The following is a 22,047-nucleotide window of genomic DNA, read 5'->3' as shown; positions in this document are numbered from 1 at the left end:
AAATTGATGCACTGCACCAATCTCCCATTTCAAATCTAACACCATCATTTTGGCTGTACAATCAGTCTGATTGCCGTTCGCTCTTCACCGTCGATCTCTATGTCTGTAAATGCCGGTACACAAACGAGATCAATTCCTGATGGAGATAAAAAGCCTCTTGCAATTGCTATTGCTTTCACTGATTGATTGATTGCGCCCGCTCCAATAGCTTGAATCTCAGCATGTCCATGCTCGCGAATAACACCCGCGAGCGCACCTGCAACAGCGTTGGGATTCGAATGTGATGATACTTTCAAGACCTCCATGATTGCCCTCCTTACTGAATCGGATCCCCGTTCATTACTGGATCGCCCTAATTGTAACAATGTTGCGACAATTGATGCTAAGAGGAAATGGATTTTGGCTGTACGATCAGCCGAATGGCCGTGCGTTCTTCACCATCAATTTCTATGTCCGCGAATGCAGGGATAAAGACAATGTCCACGCCGCTAGGGGCTAAAAAACCTCTGGCTATAGCAATGGCTTTGACTGCCTGGTTAATGGCAGCTGCCCCAACAGCCTGCAATTCGACTGCGCCGTGCTCTCTGAATACACCTGCTAATGCACCGGCGACAGCGTTGGGACTGGATTTGCCCGATACTTTGAGAACCTCCATAAATGTGCCTCCTTTGGTCACTAATGTTAATTGCTCTGACCCAACTGAAATTTGACTGCTAAAAATAGGAAGTGAATTGCAAAGTAGAGGTGCCTTGAGACTAATTATACCCATTAATTTATTTTATGAACATAACATGGACAAAACAGGCAAAAAAAAACATAAAACCCAACCCGAAGGGATGGATTTTATGTGATGTTCAAAGTCAACCTCAGCGCTGGATCTATTTTGCGTAGTCCACAGCTCTGGTTTCCCGAATAACGCTGACCTTGATCTGGCCAGGATAATCGAGTTCATTTTCAATGCGCTTGCGAAGATCTTTGGCGAGGAGGACAAGTTCGTCATCTGTGACGCGCTCTGGGAGTACCATAACGCGAATTTCACGTCCAGCCTGGATTGCAAACGACTTTTCGATGCCTTCATAGGAATTCGCGATGCCTTCAAGCGCTTCGAGGCGTTTGATATAGGTTTCAAGAGTCTCTCTTCTGGCACCTGGTCTTGCTGCGCTTATAGCATCTGCAGCCGTAACGAGTACTGCCTCAACCGTCTGAGGTTCATAGTCGCCGTGGTGGGTGCTCATAGCGTGAATGACTTCATTGGATTCACGGTACTTTTTGAGGAGGTTCATACCAATCTCAATATGCGTACCTTCCATTTCGTGATCGATCGCTTTGCCAATGTCATGCAAAAGTCCCGCCCGTTTGGCGATCCTGACATCCGTTCCAAGCTCAGCCGCCATAATGCCGGCCAGATAGGAAACCTCAATGGAGTGACGCAGAACGTTTTGACCATAACTGGTACGGTAACGGAGACGACCAAGAAGTTTGATTAATTCTGGATGGAGATTGTGGACACCGGCATCAAAACATGCATTTTCGCCGGCTTCCTTGATGGTCTGATCAATTTCTTTACGAGCTTTATCGACCATCTCTTCGATTCTTGCCGGATGGATTCTGCCATCAACGATCAGCTTTTCGAGCGCAACTCTTGCAATTTCTCTTCGAATAGGATCAAAAGATGAAAGAATGACTGCTTCCGGCGTGTCATCAATAATCAGATCGACACCGGTAAGGGTTTCGAGCGCGCGAATGTTTCGACCTTCACGGCCTATAATACGGCCTTTCATTTCATCATTCGGCAAAGCCACGACCGAGACAGTGGATTCCGCCACATAGTCCGCAGCACATTTCTGAATGGCGTAGGCAATAATCTCCTTGGCCTTTTTGCTGCCTTCCTCTTTGGCTTTTGATTCAATGTCCTTGATCATGACGACCGCGTCGTGCTTAACTTCCTTCTCGATGTCACTTAAGAGATGGTTTTTCGCTTCCTCTACGGTCAGACCTGAAATTCTTTCGAGTTCCTGGACTTGAGACTCATAGAGTTTTTCGACTTCGGATTGCTTGACTTCAACGTCTTTGATTTTTCGATTCAGGGTTTCATCTTTTTTCTCGAGATTTTCCGACTTTTTGTCCAGCGTCTCTTCTTTCTGCAGAACGCGCTTTTCCATACGCTGCAGTTCAGCACGCCTTTCTTTGGTTTCTTTCTCGAGCTCATTGCGCAAGTGATGAACTTCTTCTTTCGCTTCGATCAGTTTTTCCTTTTTCAACCCTTCGGCGTTCTTTTCAGCTTCAAGGACAATTTCTTGTGCCTTGAATTCAGCAGAGCCAATCAGCTTCTCAGCAGTTCTCTTTCGAAGCGTGATGCCGATCATGATGCCAATGGGGATCATGGCGATAATGGCAATGATATAATAGATCTCTTTAATCGTGTTCACCTCCCTCTAAACATTGTGAGATCAGCCGCGACATACGCACTGATCTCATACAATTGTATATCTTTTGAATTAGACTGTCAAGAAAGGGAAGTCGCCTAAAACGCTTGTATTTAGGGGATTCTGGGATATTAAACAGCCCTGCTTGTCAAAAACATCCAACACAGCAGGGCATTTGAACCTATTCAATTGTACCGTTTCGAAATATGAACGGAGGGCACAGCTTGTCAAACGAGAAATTACTCGAGTTCTGACTCGACCTCTGACTCAGACGCTTCAGGCATATCCACCGTTGGGAGTTCTGCCATAAGGAAGTGAGCCCTTACTTTTTGCTCAATTTCATCCATTAATGCAGGGTTCTCCAAAAACAATTTTTTGACGTTTTCACGGCCTTGCCCAAGACGCTCACCGTCATAACTGAACCAGGCGCCTGCTTTATTAACGATCCCGGCTGTGACCGCAACATCCAGTACACTGCCTTCTTTAGATATGCCCGTCCCGTACATGATGTCAAATTCAGCCTGTTTGAACGGCGGTGCCACCTTGTTCTTGACGACTTTGACCCGGGTTCTGTTGCCAACAACTTCACTGTCCTGCTTTATCGAGTCAATTCTTCTGACATCCAATCTTACTGAAGCATAGAACTTAAGCGCGTTGCCGCCCGTCGTCGTCTCAGGGTTACCGAACATGACGCCAATTTTCATTCGAAGCTGATTGATGAAGATGACGCTGGTTTGAGATTTACTAATGATCCCCGTCAATTTTCTGAGGGCCTGCGACATCAATCTGGCTTGAAGACCCATATGACTGTCGCCCATTTCTCCGCTGATCTCCGCTTTTGGCACGAGTGCCGCTACAGAGTCGACGACGATAATATCTACTGCACCGCTGCGAACCAGTGCATCCACAATTTCAAGTGCCTGCTCACCGGTATCTGGCTGTGATAAAATCAAGTTGTCAGTGTCAACGCCAATATTCTTAGCATACACCGGGTCCAAAGCGTGCTCTGCGTCTATAAAGGCTGCGATGCCGCCGCGCTTTTGCGCTTCAGCTACAACGTGCAGGGATACTGTCGTTTTACCGGAGGACTCAGGTCCATAGATTTCTATGATCCTGCCCTTCGGTATGCCGCCTATGCCAAGCGCGATATCGAGTTCCAGCGCGCCGGTTGGTATGCTTTCAATGTTGGTTCTTGCATTTTCGTCACCCAAACGCATAATTGAGCCTTTGCCAAACTGCTTCTCTATCTGACTCAAAACGTTATCAAGTGCTTTTAACCGATCCTTGTTGTCGGGCATCGCCATAGGAAGTGCACCATCCTTTCAATAAGAACAAATGTTCTTATTTTATTATACCTGTTTTGAAGCTGTTGTCAAGTCTGCTTTCAGCCACTGAATAGCTTCATAAAACGCCTTCATGGCAGACGCCTGTCTGATACGCTCACGGTTTCCTGTAAAAATCTGTTTAAAAGTCCTGTGTTCCCGGTTCAGCGAATTAAAGAGATCGATAAAAACCAATCCGACGGGCTTTTCATCCGTACCGCCGTCCGGGCCGGCTATTCCAGTAACAGAGATACAAAGCTCCGCCCCGCTGATCTTGTAAATGCCCTCTGACATAGCCCGGGCAGTCTCTTCCGATACTGCACCATAAACATCAAGGGTCTCAGCCGGTACACCGAGAACTGATGCCTTAACAGCATTGTCATAGGCGACAACACTGACACCAAAGACTTCCGAAACGCCGCTGTGAGATACCAGTTGATCCGCCATCATGCCTCCTGTACAGGATTCAGCCAAGGCAATTGTTAAGCCTTTATCCCGAAGCAGTTCAAAGACAATCTCAGATAACTCAGCGTCGCGTTCTGCATAAATGTGATCTCCGATCCGGTTGCGGATTTCCTGAACCATCGGCTCCAAAAGTATTAGGTTTTCCATCTCTGTAGTCCCGGAAGCCGTCACGCGAAGAAGAACTTCCCCAGTTTTGGCATAAGTCGCCAGGGTTGGATTGATCTGAGCGGCGAACAAATCAGAAAGCCGATCCTCAGTTGCTGACTCCCCCAGACCAAAGATTTTGAAATAGCGGCTGGTTAAAACCTGAGATACTCGCTGACGCAGCCATGGAATCACCTGTTTTTCGAACATTGGGCGAAGCTCCCGAGGCGGGCCGGGCAATAATATGGCAATTTTCCCGTCCTTCTCCAGGATGAATCCAGTTGCTGTTCCATTTTCATTCCAAAGGATTTCAGCGCCTTCCGGAACATAGCATTGTCTAAGATTATTGGGTGTCATTGGACGACCGAAACCTTTGAAACGCGCTTCTATATCCTCTCGAATTTCTTCAGAAAAATAGAGCGGCACGCCGAACCATTTGGCAAATATTTCTTTTGTCAGGTCGTCCTCCGTCGGGCCAAGTCCACCCGTAGCAATAATCACGTCTGAGGTTTCATAGTAATAGCCAATCATGTCTGAAAGTCTGACCGGATTATCACCAACGACCGCATGATACATGACGCCGACTCCAATCTCGTGGAGTTTCTGAGAAATATAGTAACTGTGCGTATTCAGTGTTGAGCCGACCAAAAGCTCAGTACCGACATTGAGAATGGTTGCTTTCATTGTGCTTCCCCCTAAGTCAGGTGTCAACCGGCGATCCCCAAACGGATCTATGGTCGACCTGCGTCATGCACTGCTTTTAACCTTATTTCAGAACGGCACGGTTTTTATAAATATAGTCGTACCCGGAAATAACCGTCAGGATTGCAGCCAAGATCATCAGCAGATCAGCGACCGGCCAGCCCATGGCTTCAAAAGGCCAATTCCCGAATAGCAGGAAAATAATGGCGAACATCTGAACATTGGTCTTCACTTTGCCCCACCAGCTGGCAGCAATGACGATCCCTTCACTGGCAGCGATCGCTCTGAAGATGCTGACAATGAATTCCCTGGCAATAATGATCATGACAATCCACGAGGAGACTTCCCCCAGTTCCACAAAGCACAGGAGTGCTGCTGTCACAAGCAATTTATCCGCAAGGGGATCCATAAACTTGCCGAAATTTGTAATGAGATTGAGTTTGCGCGCCAGGTAACCATCAACAAAATCAGTCAGGGACGCAAAAATAAAAATGCCCGCCGCAATCCAGCGGCCCCCGGAAAAATCGCCCAGCATAAAGAACATAAACACCGGAATCAGAATGATTCTGAGAATGGTCAATTGATTGGCTATATTCATCATAAAACAACATCCCCAATCAAATCATATTCCAACGCGTCCACAATATGAACCTGAACATAGGATCCTGGTTCCAGGCGCGTTTCAGCTCCAGGGGCAGTGTTCACGTAGACAACGCCGTCAATTTCCGGAGCATCGTACTGCGTTCGTCCTACATAGACGTCCTCGCCCTCCACCGGCTCTTCAATCAGAACTTCCAAAGTCTGACCAACCTTGCCAGCCATCAGTTCTGCGGAAATACCCATCTGAACTTCCATGATCCTGTCACGTCGCTCCAGTTTCACCTCATCCTCAATTTGATCCGGGAGCAGCGCTGCCGCAGTATCCTCCTCCTGAGAATATGGGAAAACGCCAAGTTTATCAAAACGCGCCCATTTTACGAACTTTAGCAGAGCTTCAAATTCCGCCTCGGTCTCACCGGGAAAGCCCACAATCATAGTCGTTCGAATTGCGATGTCCGGGATTCTGTGCCTGAGCTTTTCAATCAGCGACCGTATTGCCTCTCCTGAGGTTCTTCGATTCATTCGCTTCAATATTGTGTCGTCAATATGCTGCACTGGCATGTCAATGTAATGGGCAACCTTATCACAGCTGGCAATTGCGTCGATCAGCTCATCGTTTATGATGTCAGGGTAGCAATACTGGAGCCTTATCCAGTGAAGCCCCTCGATCTCATTCAGCGCACGAAGCAAATCCGCAAGCCTGTATCTGAGATAGCGGTCAATCCCATAACGTGTTATGTCCTGAGCAATGACGATGAGCTCCGTGACACCGTCAGCTACCAGAGCGTGCGCTTCTGCCAAAATATCCTCAAAGCCACGACTTCTGTAGCGCCCTCTAAGTTTGGGGATTATGCAGTAGGTACACATATTGTCGCAGCCTTCCGCGATCTTCAAATAAGCCTGGTGCTTAGGCGTCAGTGTGATTCTTGGAAGGCTCTCGGAAAACTCCTTGTCAATGCTGGCCATTTCCACTACGGTACCCTGGGACTTCAGCACCCTGTCAATGACCGGAATCAGCGTATCAAAGCTCCCTGTACCCACCAACGCGTCAATTTCCGGAATTTCCAGCCTGAGCTCTTCAGCATAGCGCTGAGCCAGACACCCAGTCACCACCAGCATTTTGCAATTTCCTTTAACCTTGTACTCAGCCATTTCCAGAATGGTATCCACTGATTCCGCTTTGGCGCTTTCAATAAAGCCACAGGTGTTGACAACAATGACCTGCGCCTCCTGCGCATGACCAGTCAGAAAATACCGCTGCTGATCCAGCAGTCCAATCATAATTTCAGAATCCACCTGATTTTTTGCGCAACCAAGGGTTTCAACATAGACTCTATAATCCATGAATGTCGTCTTGCTCCTTCCACAATATTCCTTTTGGTATATTTTGTCAATCTTTATTTCGAAAAATTTCTACTATTAGAATCAGGACTTGTTTTGCCATTCTTCAAACTGCATGCGATCAATCAACACTTCACGCGGCTTGCTGCCCATGCTCGGACCAACTATGCCCCGCTCTTCCATCTGGTCGACCAATCTCGCAGCGCGGTTGTAACCCAGTCTGAATTTACGCTGAAGCATGGAAATTGAGGCTTGCTGGGTATCCACCACAAGACCGATGGCATCCATAAGGTGCTCATCCGCTTCACCATAACCATCCTCTGAGGTCTCTTGATCGAGGATTTCCGTCTGATACTCGACCTCTTCGACCTGATTTTTGATGAATTCGACGATTTTTTCGACCTCATCATCCGACACAAAAGCACCCTGGATCCGAATAGGCTTGTTGGCACCGACCGGATGGAACAGCATGTCGCCTCTGCCCAGCAGTTTTTCTGCGCCGGAGCCGTCCAAAATTGTCCTGGAGTCAACCTGCGAGGATACGGCAAAAGCAATCCGAGACGGAATGTTAGCCTTTATCAAACCCGTTATAACATCTACAGACGGTCGCTGTGTGGCTACGATCAGGTGGATGCCCGCCGCCCGCGCCATCTGGGCCAGTCGGCAGATAGCGTCCTCCACCTGATTCGGCGCTGCCATCATAAGATCAGCGAGTTCATCTATGATGACGACAATGTAAGGCATTGGTGCCATATCAGGATTTTCCTTTGCCTTTTTCTGATAGGATTTGATTTCCTTAACACCGGTATCCGCGAAGAGCCTGTAACGATTGGTCATTTCCTGGACTGCCCAGTTCAGTGCAATCGATGCTTTCTTTGGATCTGTAACCACCGGCAGGATCAGATGGGGTATGCCGTTGTAATGACTGAGTTCAACGACTTTGGGGTCAATCATCAAGAGTTTGACTTCCTCCGGTGTCGAGTGATACAGAATGGACTGAATCATAGTATTAATGCAGACACTTTTACCGGAACCGGTCGCACCCGCCACAAGAAGGTGGGGCATTTTGGCCAGATCCCCTATGACGACGCGCCCGGTAATATCTTTGCCAAGTCCAATAGAGAGCTTGGACTCGGCTTTCTTGTATTCTTGCGACTCCAAAACCTCGCGGAAGGAAACCATGGTGGTGTCCTTATTCGGAATCTCAATACCTATAGCGCTTTTACCAGGGATTGGCGCTATGATGCGAACCTGTGATGCCGCGAGGGCCAGGGCAATATCATCACTCAACGCATTGACTTTGCTGACCTTTACACCGGGGCTGAGAGACATTTCATACATTGTAATTGCAGGACCTTTACTGACCTCTATAACCTTGGCTTCAACGCCAAAATTCATCAGTGTACTCTCCAGGCGTTTTGCATTCTCAATGATTTCACTTCTGTTGCCGGCCACTTTGGCAGCTATTGGGGAAAGCAGTGAAAGCGGTGGCATTTTGTAAGGCTTGGCCGGTTTTACAGCCTTGACGCCTATAGCAGAGACACCCTGACCTGCAGCGCCTGGACGTGTTTCTGATGAATCCATTTTTCCAACTGATTTTTCGACTTTCGAATCTATTCGCTGAGATGCTTTACCGGTCGGTGTGCCCTCGTGAATACCGGATTCCTCTGGCAGCTCAGAATTTATAGCGATGTCTCCCCCGTGCAGACCTTCATTAAACGCTTCCATAGAATTCTGCTTATTGGCAGCTGCAATCTCTGAAAGCGCCGCTTTGATCTCCGGAGACAACTCTTTTTTGACCGGCTGCAGCACAGCATCATTCTCGGGATGACCGTCATTAAATTTGATCTTTTCCACATCATCCAGTGCTTTAACCGGCGCATCCATTTCAAAATACAAATCCGAATCATATTTCTTAAATGGTGTTTTTTTGACGGCCATCTCGGATTCAAGGGATTGGTCGAGCATTGTGTTGAATTTATCCGCCATAGGTTTCACGGCTTTTGCAGCCTGAACAGTTTGATCCGCTACATTGCTGGTGATGGACACATTGAATGCCAGCACGCCGCCCATAAGGGCGAAAAAAACGCCTATGACATAATAACCAAATTTTCCAATCATCAAAATAAACAATTCTGCCAGAAGCATGCCGATTGCACCACCGCCGGTGCCTTCCAGCGCTGCACCATAAGCAAGACCTACACCTTTCAGACTCAATAGACTGACCTTAGCCTCCTCGGCAAACAGTTTGAGAAGGTCATGACCGCTGGCGGACGTAAAGACAAGTATTGCCATAAAAAAGGCCAAAAGCATCAGATACCACCGCAGTCGCTGGCCTTCCAGACGCTTGCTGGTTGTGATCAGGACAGCAGCGAGCAGAACATAGGGAATGACGAATCCCGCAAAGCCAAAAAGCCCGAGCAGCAACCCCTTGACCAGATCCCCAATGACACCTATCTTTTCCGTATGCAGTGACATGACGGAGATAATGGTCAATGCGATCCAGAGCAGCCGCTCGAGTTCACGTTGAATCATGGATTTTTCTTTTGAAACTGAAGACTTAGTCTGTGCTTTGGTTTGTGTCTTTTTCTTTGTTGATTTTGTCTTTGAGGGTGTACGACCCATAGAACCACCTCACCTTCACCATTATAGCACATTTTTACAAAACCTAAGCGCACAACAGGCATCCGATCTGTCACATTTGACGGACAGACCGGATGCCCGTCTGTTTACTGGCAATATCTCCAGATCTATTGGACACTCAAGGTTAAGTCGTTAAGTCGTTAAGACGCTTAGTCGTTTGGCTGTTCAGGATCTCGGCTCAGGCCAAATTCGGCATGAAGCGCGTTAAGCGCTTTTCCGACTTCCTCAACGTGCACCAGGCACGCAATGGTCGTGTAGGAGTCAGAGGTTTGAAGAATTTCGACACCCGCTTTAGCCAGCGACATGACAATGCGGCGCATAACGCCAGGAATGCCATGAATTTTGTGTCCCACCAGGGTCAGTTTCGCGCAGCCTTGTGCAAACTTGTGCTCCAGGTTCAGTCGCTCAAGTACCTCAAGAACAGCCGGCAGCTTAGCGGTTTGAATAGTAAATACCTTCCTGTCTTCAAAGAAGTTGATCATATCGATTGAAACCTTATTCTGCTCCAGGGACTCAAGGAAAATCTGATTTTCAGGGCTGGTCAAGCTCATGTTGACCGTTACCTGAACGAGACCTGTTTTGGATGTAATGGCCGTAATCAGATCCCGGTCATCTTCGATGCCCAAAGTGGCAATGACGGATTCAGGACCAATAACAGTTCCCGGTGCGTCGTTAAAGGTATTTCTGACGATGAGTGTCTTGCCTGCACGTTTGACAACGTCAATTGCCTTGTGGTCAACTACTTTGGCGCCATCCAGTGCGAGCTGGTAACATTCCTCATAGCTGATGGCATTGAGGACGCGCGCTTCACCCACAATGCGGGGATCCGCAGTCATGATGCCATCCACATCCGTGAAGATCTCAATGCTATCAGCGTCCAGCGCGACGCCAACAATAGCAGCGGTGGTATCACTGCCGCCACGCCCAAGGGTTGTCAGCCATCCGGTTTCTGTGACACCCTGGAAGCCGGTGAGAACAATAATCTTACCATCCTCCAGCGGTCTCAGCATTTTTTCTTTTTCTACGCGAATAACTCGGGCATCACCAAAATGGTCATCCGTGATTAATCCCGCTTGCTGACCAGTCATGCAAATCGCTGAAGCGCCAAATTTCTCAATGGTGTTCGCTATCAGGGAAGCAGAAATCATTTCGCCGCAAGTCATCAGAAAATCAAGATTTCGAGGGCGATAGTTTTCATTTTGAGCTTTGAAGAGAGAAATCAGGGTGTCCGTCGCGTAAGGATCTCCGGAACGACCCATTGCCGAAACAACAACCACAACATCGTGACCGTCTTCTTTGTGTCGGATCGCTGTTTTCGCGATGCGCTCGCGGGATTCTGGCGTAGTGACACTGGTGCCGCCATACTTTAATACTCTGATGCTCATAAGTTATCACTCACTTTACAGTTTAATATACCTTATATTTAAGGTATTTTATTCCATATTCATAGGTCATAAATCTATACTCGAATAGAATGCCATTCAACGCTTTCCGGTAGACCCAAATCCACCCTGACCTCGTTCTGTATCAGATAGCTCGGCGGTATCATTGACTTCAACCACATGCAGCCGTTCATATCTGGCTAAGATCAGCTGGGCGATCCTCATTCCGTTTTCAAGAGTGACACTCTCCTGGCCAAGATTGATGACGGGAATGCAGAGTTCTCCTCTGTAGTCGCTGTCAATCGTACCGACACAGTTGACTAAAGTCAATCCATACCGTATCGACAGCCCGGATCTCGGTCGCACCTGGCCTTCATACCCTTCAGGGATTTCAAGAAAAAGACCCGTACGCACAAGTGTCCGTTCCAAAGGTCTGAGTTCAAGGGGCGCTTCCAGCCAAACCCGAAGATCCATTCCGGCTGAGCCCTTGGTCTCGTAAGCCGGCAGAGGATTACCAGAGATATTTCTAATTTTCAGCGTCATTGCTTCACCCCTGGATTGTGTCTTTTAGAATTTGGTAAAGCCGCTTTTCTTCTTTGGCACTGGTTTTTCCGACTATTGAGAGTGCCATGTTCTCTTTGGAAAGCAGTGACTCCGCCATAGCATTGACGTCATCAAAGTCAATGGAAAGGATGCCTTCCATGACGTCCTCTACGGTACGGATATGCCCGGACAAGAGCTCAGATTTTCCAATCCAGTTCATGGTCTGTGTTGGACCTTCCATGCCCAGAAGAAAACTGCCTTTTAGCTGATTTTTGAATTTGACGAATTCATGCTGCTCGAGACCACGGGCTCTAAGCGCTTCTATCTCATGGGCTATGAGTTCGACGACGCGTTCGACGTTTTCAGGCAGCATAGAAGCGTAAACAGTCATAATCCCCGTATCATGGTAAAAGCTCGGATGTGAGTCAATGGAGTAGGACAAACCATAATCTTCTCTGATCTTTTGAAAGAGTCTGGAACTCGAGCTGCCGCCTAACGCGTTGTTGAGAAGCATCAGAGTAAAAAGCTGAGGCGTATCGTAGCCAACACCTTTGAAACCTAAAATGACGTGGGTTTGCTCAATATCCTTCTTCGTTCGGATAGATCCGCTGTGAAAAGGAATAGGTTTTATTTTATCTACTTTATGTGACTCGAAGACGTGCTGGCCAATGCCTTTATCAAGCAGTTCCAGGAGGGGTGCTTCGTCATAATGACCCGCTATGGAAACAACCAGATTTTCAGCGTTGTAATGGCGCATAAAGTAACTCAGCATGAGGTCCCTGTCAATGCCATTTATACTCTCGATGCTGCCCAGTATAGGTCTGCCCAGAGCATGACCTTTGAACATGATTTCTGATAACCTGTCGTAAATCAAATCTTCAGCTGAATCATCGTAAAGATTGATCTCGTCCAGAATAATCATGCGTTCCTTTTGAAGCTCCACATCATCAAAACTGGAATTCAGTATCATATCACTGATGATATCTATGGCGACTGCTGCATGCTCTCCCAGGACCTTGACATAAACACAGGTGCATTCCTTTGAGGTGAACGCATTGAGTTCTCCACCCAGATCGTCTATTTCTGCCGCAATTTGTTTGGCACTCCTCTTGGAAGTCCCTTTGAAGAGCATATGCTCTATGAAGTGTGAGATGCCGTTTTCATGAGCGGTTTCATAAAGTGAGCCCGCGCGGATCCAGAATCCAATCGACACAGATTGGACATAGGGAATAGGCTCCATCATGACCCGGATTCCGTTCTTGAGTAGGTGTTTTTTATACATAATTTCGGTAACCTCACGATCTAAATAAACAGGGGGAGCCTAAGCTCCCCCCTGTCGTCATCTGCAGCGTTATTACAGCATGACCTTTCTTGAAACGTTGACACGTCCCTTGGAATCGATTTCAATAACTTTTACGACGACTTCGTCGCCAACAGCAAATTTGTCTTCGATTTTTTCGAGGCGCTCCTTGGTCAACTGAGAAATATGGCACATGCCTTCTTTGCCCGGGAGGAGTTCGACGAAGGCGCCAAAGTTCATTATGCGCGTAATCTTGCCGGTATAAACTTCACCAACTTCGATTTCCTTGACAATGTTCTGAATGTCCTTCATGGCTTTCTCACCACTGATGCCATCCGGTGCCGTCACAAGAACGCGGCCGTCATCTTCAATGTCGATTTTGACGCCATACTCCGATGTGATCCTGTTGATAACTTTTCCGCCTGGTCCAATGACTTCGCGGATCTTATCAGGATGAATGTTGATCATGAAGACGCGCGGTGCGTAAATGGACATGGTCGGACGCGGTTTATCCATAACTTTGGCCATTTCTTCGAGAATGAAGAGTCTGCCGCGATTTGCTTGCGAAAGTGCGAGCTCAAAGACAGAGTCGTCAAGTCCCTTAAGTTTGATGTCCATTTGAAGCGCGGTAATGCCTTCCTTTGTGCCAGCGACTTTGAAGTCCATGTCGCCAAGCGCATCCTCAAGACCCTGAATGTCGCTTAGAATCGTGAACTGTCCTTCTTCTGCAATCAAGCCCATTGCAATACCGGCAACAGAATCTTTGATTGGCACGCCGGCATCGAGAAGCGACAGTGTCGAACCGCAGATGCTCGCCTGTGAGGAGCTGCCATTGCAGGTCAGAACTTCAGAAACGAGACGGATGGCATATGGGAAATCATTCTCATCCGGAATGACCGGGAGCAGCGCGCGTTCACCAAGGGCACCATGGCCAATGGAGCGACGGTTGGTTCTCATCATGCCAACTTCACCGACTGAGAACGGCGGGAAATTGTAGTGGTGCATATAGCGTTTCGTGTCCTCAAGTCCGAGGCCGTCTATGCGCTGAGCTTCGCCAAGTGCGCCAAGTGTCGTGATTGTGAGCGCTTGAGTCAGGCCGCGCGTAAAGAGTCCTGAACCGTGGGTACGCGGAAGGAGGCCAACTTCACACCAGATTGGTCTGATTTCATCAGCTTTTCTGCCGTCAGGACGGATTTTTTCAATAGCGATCATTTTGCGGACAATTTCTTTCTCAACGGACTTGAAGAAATTATTCATGAAGCCGATTTGAGTAGGATAAGTCTCGTCAAATGCCTTGTGCATTTCATCCTTAATGCCTTCGATGGTCTCAGTACGCTCTGCCTTATCTGCAATGCGCAGGGCAGTGTTAAGCTTGCTTCTGAGGAAGTTGTCCAGTTCAGCGACCATAGCGTCGTCCACAACAGGGATTTGGACCTCAAACTTAGGCTTCCCTATTTCAGACTGGATGCCTTCAATAAATGCGACAAGACGCTTGATTTCAGCGTGACCGAACAGGATTGCGCCCAGCATGACTTCCTCGGAGAGGATATCAGCGCCGGCTTCAACCATGGTGATGGCGTCCTTTGTACCGGAGACGACCAGATGGAGTGAAGACTGCTCGCTTTGAGCCACGTTTGGATTGATGATATATTGTCCGTCAATATAACCTACGATGACAGACCCTGTTGGGCCTTCAAAAGGAATGTCAGAGACAGAAAGTGCGATAGACGAACCGATCATGGCAAGAACGTCAGGCGCATTGTCCTGGTCTACAGAGAATACCGTATTGACCAGCTGAACTTCATTGCGGTAGTGCTCCGGAAACAGTGGACGGATCGGACGGTCAATGAGACGCGCCGTCAAGGTCGCCTTTTCAGAAGGACGGCCTTCACGCTTGATGAAGCCTCCCGGGATTTTTCCTACAGCGTATTGTTTCTCTTCATACTCAACCGTCAGCGGAAAGAAGTCGATGCCTTCGCGAGGCTTCTTGGTACCTGTTGCTGTGGAAAGCACAACAGTGTCACCCATGCGAATCATGCAAGAGCCGTTAGCGAGGTTTGCGACTTTGCCAAACTCAACTTCCAAAGTTTTGCCGGCGAAATCATACTGATACCGTTTTACATTGGGTTCCATAAATTTCCTCCTATGAGTCTGTGCGATGACCGGCTGAGAAATTTATCCTACTTGACCAAAGCGCCGAATCACACAATGTCATTGGAAGACTTTGACACTTTCGTCAAGTAGGACAAACCTAAAATAAATTTCTTTTGCAGCCGGCTTTTCGCATTCAGATGATAAAATAAGTGAGCGGGGCTTTTCCGCTCACTTAAGTGATTGACCAGTCAGTGGCCATCTTCAGTCACGACATGAATAGGAGCCGCATAACGGCATCCCTGCAGACGTGAAAGGCCCCCGGGTCAAGCAGCCTCGTTCACATTACTTTCTGAGTCCGAGTCTTGCGATCAGCTCTCTGTAACGCTCGATGTCATTTTGACGCAGGTAGTTGAGAAGGTTTCTTCTCTTACCAACCATTTTAAGAAGACCTCTGCGTGAGTGGTGGTCTTTTTTGTGCGTCTGAAGATGACCGTTGAGTTCATTGATGCGCGTCGTCAGGAGCGCGATCTGCACCTCAGGGGAGCCCGTGTCGCCTTCGTGGGTTTTGTAAGCTTCAATAACTTCGTTTTTCTTGTCTTTTGTGATCATTAATCACACCTCCATAATTATTCCAGAATCCGTGAAGACCGTCGGTGTCTTCGGTCATCTCAGACTAAGGCTTTAACATTAAAATAATACCACATAGGTCACGTGTTTACAATGATTATCATTAAAACTTATAGCGGCCGATGGTCAAAGTAAAAGCGCTTCGCCCGTTCCACATCCGCGTCTATAACCTCTACCAGTTCCTGGACGCTGTTAAAATGGGCCTCATCTCGAAGTCGGTCCACTAAAAAGACCGTCAACATCTCGCCGTAGATTTCCTTGTCAAAATTCAAAATATATGTTTCAATGCTAAGCTCGTGCTGATTGAAAGTCGGATTATAACCGACATTCGTCAAGCTGTGGTAGCGGACACCCTGGTATTCCGTTTCTGAGACGTATACACCGGGCTTTATAAGGGTCATTTGGCTTGAAATCATAAAATTCGCAGTTGGATAACCGAGTTGGCGGCCCAACTGCTTGCCCTTCTTTATTATGCCGCTGACAGCATAAGGTCTGCCGAGCAAACGCTCCGCTTCCCTTATTTCTCCGTGTCTAAGGTGTTTTCGAATCAAGGAGCTCGATACCTTCTCTCCTTCAATTTCGACAGGATCGAGGATAAAGAGTTCATAGCCGTACTTTTCAGACAGCTGTTTGAGCAGTCTGGCATTCCCGGCAGCACGTCTTCCAAATTTAAAGTCGAAGCCGATGCTGATGAGACGTACCTCCATGCCATCGATCAGATAGCGTTCGACAAAGTCTTCCGCTTCAGTTGACATCAAGGTCTCGTCGAATTCAATCAAAACGAGATAATCGACGCCAAGTTCTTCAATGCGTTGAATTTTTTCTTCCACCGCAATGAGCCTGAGAGATTTGAGCTCAGGATTAGTCAGTTCTCTGGGGTGATTGGAATACGTGAAGACGACACTCTTCACACCCAGCCGTTTGCAGGCTTCAACATGAGCCTCTATCAGCTTTTTATGGCCGACATGAAGCCCGTCAAAAGTTCCCAGGACTATGCCGACTTCCTTATGAAGATCAGTAATTTCGTGGATGGAGTCAAATATCAGCATGATCATCACCACTCATCAACAATTTTTCCAGTGTAGGCTTGCCATCCGGCCCCTTAAAGGTACCGAGGCCAATAAACACAGACCCTTGATAAATCCTGAACTGATTGACCTCAGAGCTCTCAAGTTTTTGGGTCATGCGGGTTAAATCTGTTCTGACGCCGTTGATCAACAATCGGCCAACTCTCTCATCCACTTGGATGGAAGGGAGATGTTTGAAAGGCGCGTCTATACCGTGGAGCGCAGCTTCAATGGCTGATTTGTCCATACTTTCAAGGACATCAAGGGTAATTGCGTTCTCCAAAGTGAATATACCGCTTGCAGTACGCTCAAGTGATGACATGACAGCACCGCAGCCGAGCAACTGGCCGACATCATGACAAAGGGTCCTGATATAGGTTCCCTTTGAACAGACGACGTTAAATACAGCACTGCCTTGTGACGCATCGAGTGATAAGATTTCTATGGACCGAATCCAGCGGATTCTGGCTTCGCGCTCAATTTCAATGCCTTCTCGGGCCAACTCATAAAGCTTTTTGCCGCCGACCTTAACTGCGCTGTACATTGGCGGAATCTGGCGGATTTCTCCCACCATGGACATCAAGGCTTCATGCAGTGCCTCAGAAGTAGGCAATTGTCCGCCTGTCGAGATAACTTCACCCCATATGTCTTGGGTGTCACTTACCCTTCCCAGGCTCATGGCACACCGGTAGGCCTTATCTTCTGAAGAAAGAAATTCCACAATGCGGGTGGCCTTTCCCAAACAAACAGGCAAGACCCCTGTAGCCATGGGATCCAAAGTGCCGGTATGACCTATGCGTTTCATTTTTGTCAGGCGTCTGAGGATTGCCACAACGTCGTGAGAGGTCATTCCGGCAGGTTTATAGACATTCAAAATGCCATTCAAGACTGTCCCACCGCCAATACTATTTGCTCCAGAATTTTATGCCGGACTTCCTCCAGGATGCCCGTTACTGTAAATCCTGCAGCCCGGGTATGACCGCCCCCGCCAAAATGAAGTGCCAGGCGGCTGACGTCAAAGTTATGCTTTGACCTGGCGCTGATCTTAAAGACTTCCGGTGCGGTCTCTTTAAGAAAGAGTGCCACTTCAACGCCGGATATATCCCTTAAAAATTCACAAATGCCATCAGTTTCATAGGTTTTGATCTCTCTGGACTCTGCCTGATGCAGGAGAACGTGAGATACCGCAATCTTTCCGCCCCTGGTCAGCATCAGATTATCCAGTGCTATACCAAGCAGCTTAACGCCGTCAAGGGGTTTGGTATGATACAGTTTCGCGTTGATGGACACTGTATCAATGCCAGAATCGATTAAGAGACCTGCGAGACGCATGGTTTCGGAAGTAGTATTGGAATACCTGAAGCTCCCTGTATCGGTTGAGACAGCCGCATAGATTGCTTCAGCCGCCCTTTGGGTCAGGGGGATTTCGTGGACTCCGAACAACCGAAAAATCATTTCACCTGTAGATGAGGCATGGCCATCCACCTGATTGACAGAAGCAAAAAAATCATTCGTCACGTGATGATCAATGTTATAGGTTTTTCTGGCTTGGGTGAACAGTTCTAATTTGTCTGCAATTCTCGACAGATCACTGCAATCCACCACAAACACGTCAAATGGCACTGAAGCTTGATTCAGCCGAGCCTCCGATACCTTGACAAAACGATCATCACTGAGCCATTCCAGGGACTCCGGAAGGACGTCCTCCATGACGATTCGGACGGGAATGTCCATGAGTTCCAAGAGTTCACACAGCGCAACCACAGACCCCACAGCATCCCCATCCGGGAGGCTGTGGGTCATTATGAATGCGGATTTTGGATAATCTTGTTTATTGACATAAAGTGGTTCCACCTTGACGACACCTCCAAGTGACATCAGTCAGCGGGCACTGCCTGATCCTTCACGGCAACCCCTTTCACTGACTATACGTCGCTGTCTTAGACCTCTGCATCCGAATCCGCAGCGTCATCCATGTCCTCTTCGTCTTCCTCGGCATCAAAATCATCCGAGACCTCATCAGCGTCGTGAACCGCAGTGGCATCGTCATTTTCATTGACTTTTTTGATCAGGTTGGTCAGGTAGACCCCTTTTTCTATGGATTGATCCTTGATAAAAATTGGCTCAGGTGTGTATCTCAAATCGATGGCTTTGCCAATCTCTTTTCGGATAAATCCTTTGGCCTTGTTCAGGCCTTCAATGGTTTGGTCTATATCCGCTTTAGGATCATAGACGCTGATGTAGATATTCGTATAACGAAGATCGTTGGTTGTATCCACTGATGTGACACTGGTCATTCTAGAAATTCTGGGATCTTTAAGCTCAAACAGCAGGAGATTGCTGACGACTTTTTTGATCTCTTCTGAAATTCTTCTCGTTCTTGTGATTCCCATAATTTACACCTGCTTTCAATATCACCCACAGGGGTCCGGGACCATGCATCTAAAATAGCCTTTTATAGGCAGTCATGCCTTTACGGACACCTGATGTCGGGTGCATTGGTTTATGAACGCTTAACTTCCTCAATGATGAAGGCTTCGATTTCGTCGCCTTCTTTGAGATCATTGTAATTTTCGATACCGACGCCGCACTCGTAGCCTTGTGCCACTTCTTTGGCATCATCTTTGAAACGTTTCAGAGACGACAGCTTGCCTTCATGAATGACAATGCCTTCACGAATCAATCTGATCTGAGAATGGCGGGTAACTTTGCCGTTCGTGACATAAGCGCCCGCAATGGTACCCACGTTAGGCACCTTGAACGTCGCACGAATAGAGAGCGTTCCCAGAACGACTTCTTTGTAAATTGGTGCCAGCATGCCTTTCATAGCAGCCTCGACGTCATTGATTGCCTCGTAGATAATTCTGTAAGTCTTGAGTTCGACGCCCTCGCTGTCAGCCAATGAAGTTACGACAGCAGAAGGTCTTACGTTGAAGCCTATAATTATGGCGTTGGATGCTGACGCCAGAAGGATATCCGACTCAGTAATGGTTCCAACGTTGGCATGAATGACATTGACTCTGACTTCTTCGTTCGTGATTTTGCCAAGGGTAGTCTTTAACGCTTCTACTGAACCATGGGCATCCGCTTTGACAATGATGTTGAGATCTTTAATCTGACCCTGGCTGATCTGGTTGAACAAATCTTCCAAAGAAATATGCGGCGTTTTGCGGAGCGTCGATACCCTCAGCTCAGCCTGACGTTTTTCTGCCATTGCGCGTGCTTGTTTTTCTTCTTCTGTTGCATAGAATTTGTCGCCGGCAGTCGGGACATCGTTAAGACCTGTGATTTCAACAGCGGAAGCCGGACCAGCCTGCTTGATTTTCTTTCCATGAGAGTTGAACATGGCTCTGACACGACCATAAGTAGCGCCGGCAGCAACCGGATCGCCTATGCGAAGGGTTCCGTTGTCAATCAAAACCGTTGCGACAGGACCTCTGCCCTTCTCAACCTTGGCTTCCAGGATTGTTCCCAGCGCCGGGCGTTTAGGGTTGGCTTTAAGCTCCAGCATCTCAGCCACAAGCAGGACCATTTCCAGAAGTGCGTCAATGCCAATGTTCTTGATAGCAGATACTTCCACTGAGATGATATCACCGCCCCACTCTTCAATGAGGAGGCCTCTGTCAGCCAGTTCCTGTTTAACGCGGTCTGGATTTGCATTGGCTTTATCAATTTTATTGATGGCAACAATGATAGGTACCCCGGCAGCTTTAGCGTGGTCAATAGCCTCAATAGTCTGAGGCATGACGCCGTCATCAGCAGCTACGACCAGAATGGCGATGTCCGTCACTTTGGCACCGCGAGCACGAAGCGTTGTGAATGCTTCATGGCCTGGTGTATCAAGGAAGACGATCTTTTCACCTTTGAGAGAGACCTCGGAAGCGCCAATATGCTGCGTAATACCGCCGGCTTCGCCGGTTGTCACGCTCGTATTGCGGATTGCGTCGAGGAGTGATGTCTTGCCGTGGTCGACGTGGCCCATGACGGTCACCACAGGTGCACGTTTGGTCAGATCTTCAGGTCGGTCATCAAAGTTATAACGTTTTTCTTCAATTTCCTCTTCAGTCAATTGCCTTGAAACTGCGATTCCGTATTCTACAGCGATCATCTCTGCTGTATCAAAATCAATCTCCTGATTGAGGGTTGCCATAACACCGAGGTTCATCAGCTTCATGATGATTTCGCGCGGCTGTTTCTTGAGATCTTTGGCAAGATCCGCGATAGAAACAGTTTCACCCAGGACAATGTCATTCTCGTAACTGAAGTCCTGAGGTCTGAACGCAGGATTGGTTTCCTGGCGGACAATCTTTTTCTTGCCTTTGCGGTTTTTGGCAGCACGGCCCTCCAGCTGTTGCTCGACTTCTTCTTCAGCCTCTTCAATGGCTCGGATTACCTTTTTAGGTTTTTCTGCCTTTTTGTCTATGAGACCTGGCGCGATAAGTTCATCCTCCAGATCTTCCTCATAGAGATCGTCAAGCTCGTCTTCCAGAAGCTCTTCCTCATCAAGGACAGCTTCACTGTCCTCGTCCCCGCCACTGGCCAATAATTCCTTCAAAACTTCAATGTCGCTGTCTTCCAGCGCACTCATATGATTGTGAACCTCGACGCCAAGTTCTTCGAATTTTTCTATCAATTCTTTACTCGTCAGGTTCAATTCTTTTGCAAGTTGGTATACTCTAATTTTCGACAATTTGCGTCACCTCCGCGATCTATTCACCGGTTTTCTCCACGCTGTCAGCATCCAGATCGCTTTCGGATTCAAGTGCATCTTCTGATTCACTTGTTTCCGGCGCTCTGTTCAACTTCAGCATCTGAGTCGCAAAGCCCTGGTCTATAACACCTATAAGGGCGCGATTGGATTTACCAATCGCCTGCGAGAGCGTATCCTTGTCCAGCACATCCAATAGTTCAATACCAAATGAGGCCTTCCACTGATTTGCCCGATCCTTCGTATTGTCCGAAGCATCACCGGCTACGATGAGTAATTTCACTTTTCTCTTTTTCAGGGCTATATGCACTGTATCTTCACCGGCAACCAGTTTGCCAGCCTTTTGGGCAAATCCGAGAAGCGTTAGAAAGGCATCGTTCATTTTTTCAACTTCTCCTCAAGCTGCCGCTGAAGCTCTGCATAGACGGCTTTGTCTATTCTGGTGCCAAGGGATCTGCTGAGGGCGTCACGCTTCTCAGCTTTTTTAAGGCACTCGGGATCCGGGCACAAATAGGCGCCTCTTCCGTTTGCCTTGCCGACAAAGTCAACGAAGACTTGATCCTCATTGTTTTTGACGACACGGATGAGTTCCTTTTTGGTTTTCTGTTCGCCACATCCAACGCAAGTGCGCATAGGGATTTTTTTTGTTTTCACGGACTTACGCCTCCCCCGTTTGAAACCAC

General features: G+C 47.8%; 20 protein-coding genes. All 20 read right to left on the bottom strand.

Annotated elements, in window-relative coordinates; translation table 11 throughout:
- Positions 1 to 44: 44 nt before the first annotated feature.
- Positions 45 to 305: a stage V sporulation protein S gene (locus tag AC4PHM_RS03725; protein WP_291400473.1), complete on the bottom strand. Its 261-nt coding sequence runs from the start codon at positions 303 to 305 to the stop codon at positions 45 to 47.
- Positions 306 to 382: 77 nt separating this feature from the next.
- The gene (locus tag AC4PHM_RS03720) at positions 383 to 655 is read right to left on the bottom strand and encodes a stage V sporulation protein S (protein WP_291400472.1); all 273 of its coding nucleotides are present in this window, start codon (positions 653 to 655) and stop codon (positions 383 to 385) included.
- Positions 656 to 878: 223 nt separating this feature from the next.
- Positions 879 to 2,420, bottom strand: a complete 1,542-nt coding sequence (gene rny / locus AC4PHM_RS03715; protein ID WP_492020455.1) for a ribonuclease Y — start codon at positions 2,418 to 2,420, stop codon at positions 879 to 881.
- Between the two features lie 245 nt (positions 2,421 to 2,665).
- On the bottom strand, positions 2,666 to 3,724 hold the full coding sequence (recA, locus tag AC4PHM_RS03710; RefSeq protein WP_492020454.1) for a recombinase RecA: 1,059 nt from the start codon (positions 3,722 to 3,724) through the stop codon (positions 2,666 to 2,668).
- 51 nt (positions 3,725 to 3,775) lie between these two features.
- Complete coding sequence (locus AC4PHM_RS03705) at positions 3,776 to 5,041, bottom strand: competence/damage-inducible protein A (protein WP_492019546.1); 1,266 nt, start codon at positions 5,039 to 5,041, stop codon at positions 3,776 to 3,778.
- Between the two features lie 82 nt (positions 5,042 to 5,123).
- Positions 5,124 to 5,657: a CDP-diacylglycerol--glycerol-3-phosphate 3-phosphatidyltransferase gene (gene pgsA / locus AC4PHM_RS03700; protein WP_492020453.1), complete on the bottom strand. Its 534-nt coding sequence runs from the start codon at positions 5,655 to 5,657 to the stop codon at positions 5,124 to 5,126.
- Complete coding sequence (rimO, locus tag AC4PHM_RS03695) at positions 5,657 to 7,003, bottom strand: 30S ribosomal protein S12 methylthiotransferase RimO (RefSeq protein WP_492019545.1); 1,347 nt, start codon at positions 7,001 to 7,003, stop codon at positions 5,657 to 5,659. Before rimO ends, pgsA begins: the two co-directional genes overlap by 1 nt.
- Positions 7,004 to 7,084: 81 nt before the next feature.
- Positions 7,085 to 9,625, bottom strand: coding sequence for an FtsK/SpoIIIE family DNA translocase (locus tag AC4PHM_RS03690; protein WP_492019543.1), 2,541 nt, complete (start codon positions 9,623 to 9,625; stop codon positions 7,085 to 7,087).
- Between the two features lie 167 nt (positions 9,626 to 9,792).
- The gene (gene dapG, locus AC4PHM_RS03685) at positions 9,793 to 11,028 is read right to left on the bottom strand and encodes an aspartate kinase (RefSeq protein ID WP_492019542.1); all 1,236 of its coding nucleotides are present in this window, start codon (positions 11,026 to 11,028) and stop codon (positions 9,793 to 9,795) included.
- A 96-nt stretch (positions 11,029 to 11,124) separates the two neighbouring features.
- A complete protein-coding gene (gene dut / locus AC4PHM_RS03680; RefSeq protein ID WP_492019541.1) occupies positions 11,125 to 11,568 on the bottom strand; it encodes a dUTP diphosphatase in 444 nt (147 codons plus the stop codon).
- A gap of 4 nt (positions 11,569 to 11,572) precedes the next feature.
- Complete coding sequence (locus tag AC4PHM_RS03675) at positions 11,573 to 12,850, bottom strand: M16 family metallopeptidase (protein ID WP_492019540.1); 1,278 nt, start codon at positions 12,848 to 12,850, stop codon at positions 11,573 to 11,575.
- Between the two features lie 72 nt (positions 12,851 to 12,922).
- The gene (gene pnp, locus AC4PHM_RS03670; protein ID WP_492019539.1) at positions 12,923 to 15,001 is read right to left on the bottom strand and encodes a polyribonucleotide nucleotidyltransferase; all 2,079 of its coding nucleotides are present in this window, start codon (positions 14,999 to 15,001) and stop codon (positions 12,923 to 12,925) included.
- Positions 15,002 to 15,304: 303 nt separating this feature from the next.
- Positions 15,305 to 15,571 (bottom strand): 30S ribosomal protein S15, encoded by a 267-nt coding sequence (gene rpsO, locus AC4PHM_RS03665; protein ID WP_492019538.1) that lies wholly within the window; start codon positions 15,569 to 15,571, stop codon positions 15,305 to 15,307.
- A 128-nt stretch (positions 15,572 to 15,699) separates the two neighbouring features.
- Positions 15,700 to 16,638: a bifunctional riboflavin kinase/FAD synthetase gene (locus tag AC4PHM_RS03660; RefSeq protein WP_492019536.1), complete on the bottom strand. Its 939-nt coding sequence runs from the start codon at positions 16,636 to 16,638 to the stop codon at positions 15,700 to 15,702.
- A complete protein-coding gene (gene truB, locus AC4PHM_RS03655) occupies positions 16,625 to 17,542 on the bottom strand; it encodes a tRNA pseudouridine(55) synthase TruB (protein ID WP_492019535.1) in 918 nt (305 codons plus the stop codon). The genes AC4PHM_RS03660 and truB overlap by 14 nt, the downstream gene beginning before the upstream one ends.
- Entirely contained in the window at positions 17,539 to 18,510 is a 972-nt protein-coding gene (locus AC4PHM_RS03650) for a DHH family phosphoesterase (RefSeq protein ID WP_492019533.1), read from the bottom strand. Before AC4PHM_RS03650 ends, truB begins: the two co-directional genes overlap by 4 nt.
- An 86-nt stretch (positions 18,511 to 18,596) precedes the next feature.
- Positions 18,597 to 19,049 (bottom strand): 30S ribosome-binding factor RbfA, encoded by a 453-nt coding sequence (gene rbfA, locus AC4PHM_RS03645; protein ID WP_492019532.1) that lies wholly within the window; start codon positions 19,047 to 19,049, stop codon positions 18,597 to 18,599.
- A gap of 110 nt (positions 19,050 to 19,159) precedes the next feature.
- Positions 19,160 to 21,346, bottom strand: coding sequence for a translation initiation factor IF-2 (gene infB, locus AC4PHM_RS03640; RefSeq protein ID WP_492019531.1), 2,187 nt, complete (start codon positions 21,344 to 21,346; stop codon positions 19,160 to 19,162).
- Positions 21,347 to 21,365: 19 nt separating this feature from the next.
- Positions 21,366 to 21,746 (bottom strand): L7Ae/L30e/S12e/Gadd45 family ribosomal protein, encoded by a 381-nt coding sequence (locus tag AC4PHM_RS03635; protein ID WP_492019530.1) that lies wholly within the window; start codon positions 21,744 to 21,746, stop codon positions 21,366 to 21,368.
- Positions 21,743 to 22,018, bottom strand: coding sequence for an RNase P modulator RnpM (gene rnpM / locus AC4PHM_RS03630; RefSeq protein WP_492019529.1), 276 nt, complete (start codon positions 22,016 to 22,018; stop codon positions 21,743 to 21,745). Before rnpM ends, AC4PHM_RS03635 begins: the two co-directional genes overlap by 4 nt.
- Between the last annotated feature and the right edge of the window lie 29 nt (positions 22,019 to 22,047).

Source organism: Acidaminobacter sp. QWL-03, from assembly GCF_058683855.1.
The sequence above is the reverse complement of the archived record's forward strand: the minus strand, read 5'-3'. Positions and strand labels throughout refer to the sequence as shown.

What these genes read in the sequence shown, in the direction of transcription:
- recA (WP_492020454.1), bottom strand. Translation starts at nt 3,724, where the DNA reads ATGCCCGACAACAAGGATCGGTTAAAAGCACTTGATAACGTTTTGAGT.
- rpsO (WP_492019538.1), bottom strand. Translation starts at nt 15,571, where the DNA reads ATGATCACAAAAGACAAGAAAAACGAAGTTATTGAAGCTTACAAAACC.
- dapG (WP_492019542.1), bottom strand. Translation starts at nt 11,028, where the DNA reads ATGAGCATCAGAGTATTAAAGTATGGCGGCACCAGTGTCACTACGCCA.
- dut (WP_492019541.1), bottom strand. Translation starts at nt 11,568, where the DNA reads ATGACGCTGAAAATTAGAAATATCTCTGGTAATCCTCTGCCGGCTTAC.
- AC4PHM_RS03660 (WP_492019536.1), bottom strand. Translation starts at nt 16,638, where the DNA reads ATGCTGATATTTGACTCCATCCACGAAATTACTGATCTTCATAAGGAA.
- pgsA (WP_492020453.1), bottom strand. Translation starts at nt 5,657, where the DNA reads ATGAATATAGCCAATCAATTGACCATTCTCAGAATCATTCTGATTCCG.
- AC4PHM_RS03635 (WP_492019530.1), bottom strand. Translation starts at nt 21,746, where the DNA reads ATGAACGATGCCTTTCTAACGCTTCTCGGATTTGCCCAAAAGGCTGGC.
- AC4PHM_RS03690 (WP_492019543.1), bottom strand. Translation starts at nt 9,625, where the DNA reads ATGGGTCGTACACCCTCAAAGACAAAATCAACAAAGAAAAAGACACAA.
- AC4PHM_RS03705 (WP_492019546.1), bottom strand. Translation starts at nt 5,041, where the DNA reads ATGAAAGCAACCATTCTCAATGTCGGTACTGAGCTTTTGGTCGGCTCA.
- rbfA (WP_492019532.1), bottom strand. Translation starts at nt 19,049, where the DNA reads ATGGGAATCACAAGAACGAGAAGAATTTCAGAAGAGATCAAAAAAGTC.
- AC4PHM_RS03675 (WP_492019540.1), bottom strand. Translation starts at nt 12,850, where the DNA reads ATGTATAAAAAACACCTACTCAAGAACGGAATCCGGGTCATGATGGAG.
- pnp (WP_492019539.1), bottom strand. Translation starts at nt 15,001, where the DNA reads ATGGAACCCAATGTAAAACGGTATCAGTATGATTTCGCCGGCAAAACT.
- AC4PHM_RS03720 (WP_291400472.1), bottom strand. Translation starts at nt 655, where the DNA reads ATGGAGGTTCTCAAAGTATCGGGCAAATCCAGTCCCAACGCTGTCGCC.
- rimO (WP_492019545.1), bottom strand. Translation starts at nt 7,003, where the DNA reads ATGGATTATAGAGTCTATGTTGAAACCCTTGGTTGCGCAAAAAATCAG.
- AC4PHM_RS03725 (WP_291400473.1), bottom strand. Translation starts at nt 305, where the DNA reads ATGGAGGTCTTGAAAGTATCATCACATTCGAATCCCAACGCTGTTGCA.